This window comes from Skermanella sp. (assembly GCF_059503625.1).
In genome coordinates, this window is record NZ_JCACHA010000062.1 from 2,485 (window position 1) to 4,181 (window position 1,697).

The following is a 1,697-nucleotide window of genomic DNA, read 5'->3' on the forward strand; positions in this document are numbered from 1 at the left end:
TACAAATCTTAAACAATAAGAAAATCGATTTGAGAGTTTCTGTTCACATATTTAAACTTATCCACAAGACGAGAGCCCCTGCATCCGCATACTCAAGTACCCGTGGATACTGCCCCTCTTGTTGTTTCATTGCATCTTCTGATTTATTGGTCTCCGGGAGACTATAACCATGACCGCTGTGGACGCCCCTGTTCAATCCTCCCTTCCCAAGCACGTCCCGCTGAATCTCAGCGACGCGAAATCCCTCGACTCCCTGGGTCCGCTGGCGGCTCTGCTCGGCAAGTGGTCCGGCATCGGCTGGAACATGATCGCCGTGCCGAATGGCAACGGCGGATTCGAGCTTCTGGTCAACCTGATCGACGAAACGATCACCTTCACCGCGATCGAAGCCCTGGTCCCCAACCGCAGCAACGGCGGCGGCACGATGCTGCTGGCGGGCGTCAGCTATGACGTCAAGGTGACCGACGCGACGGAGGGGCCGAACTTCGGCAACCTGCTGCACGCCGAAAACGGCATGTGGCTGTGGCCGACCAATCTCGGACCGGTGGTCACCGACGACATGGCCACCGACGAGATCTTCACGCCGAAGACCGTCGTCCGGATCGCCACCGTTCCCCATGGAAACTCGCTGGTCGCGATCGGTCCGTTCAGCAAGTTCAAGGGAGCGCCGAAGATCCCGAACATTTCGGGACTGCCGACGCCGGTGACGGGAGCGCCGAACGGCTACAGCGAGGTTTATCGGGGCAAGCGCGGCGACTTCGATCCGCAGCAACCCAACAGCTTCCTGATCGACCAAAACAAGAAGGCCGACATCGTGGCGACGCTGGCGCTGTCGGTAACGACCTCCGACGACGTGGACGGCGGCATCGTCAACATCCCGTTAATCCGCCAATACGCGGACGCGAAGGCGCTGGAGAGCACGTTCTGGGTCGAAACCGTCAAGGACGCGACCACCGGGGAACTGTCGCAGCAGCTTCAGTATTCCCAGACGGTCGACATCTACTTCCACAAGCACTTCGACCAGACGCCCGGCCTGATCAAATGGCCGCACGTCACCGTCAACACCCTCGCGTTCGTCAGCGAGTGATCGCCTAAGCGTCCTCAAGCCTGGTGCGCTCGCGCCGGTGCCTCCAGAAGGGGGCATCGGGCCAGCGGGCTTCCAGGTCGTAGAAGTAGTTCCGGTTGCCGACATAATCCCCGAACTGCGCCGCGATCCCCTCGGCATAGCCCGAGGACTCCACATCTTCGCCCCGCTCCAGCAGCCCGGCGACGGCCGCAGCCGCCGCCATCGCATCCACGAACGCCTTGTGGATACCCTGCGACGACAACGGATCGTAGGTGGACGCGGCGTCCCCCACCGCCAGCCAGTCCGCACCCGCCGGACGATCCAGCAGGAACGACGGCGTCGGCCAGACCCGCAGGCTGTCCGGCATCAGCACGGCCCCCGCGACGTCGCCGGCAACGTGGCGTGTCGTCGCCAGCCTTTCCATCCACGCCAAGGGCTGGTCCAGGCCACCCTCCTTCAGCAGGGCGGCATCGGTCGCCAGCGCCGCGACATGCTCCCCGCCGGGCAGGCGGGCCGCGTACCACCAGCCGTACTCGGCCGCTTCCAGCAGCGTCAGGTGGGACCCGCGCGACCCGTCGGGCACGTGGAAGAAGCCGGCGGCAACGACCATCTGGTCCAGCCGCCGGCGGCC

General features: G+C 63.6%; 2 protein-coding genes. One reads left to right on the forward strand and one right to left on the reverse strand.

Going from position 1 to position 1,697, the window contains the following annotated elements:
* Positions 1-169: 169 nt before the first annotated feature.
* A complete protein-coding gene (locus AC5JJ6_RS01750) occupies positions 170-1,087 on the forward strand; it encodes a heme-binding protein (protein ID WP_496040390.1) in 918 nt (305 codons plus the stop codon).
* Positions 1,088-1,091: 4 nt separating this feature from the next.
* On the opposite strand, the gene AC5JJ6_RS01755 is transcribed toward AC5JJ6_RS01750, so the two are convergent.
* Positions 1,092-1,697: tryptophan 7-halogenase (locus AC5JJ6_RS01755; protein ID WP_496040391.1), on the reverse strand; the 606-nt coding region annotated here is incomplete at its 5' end.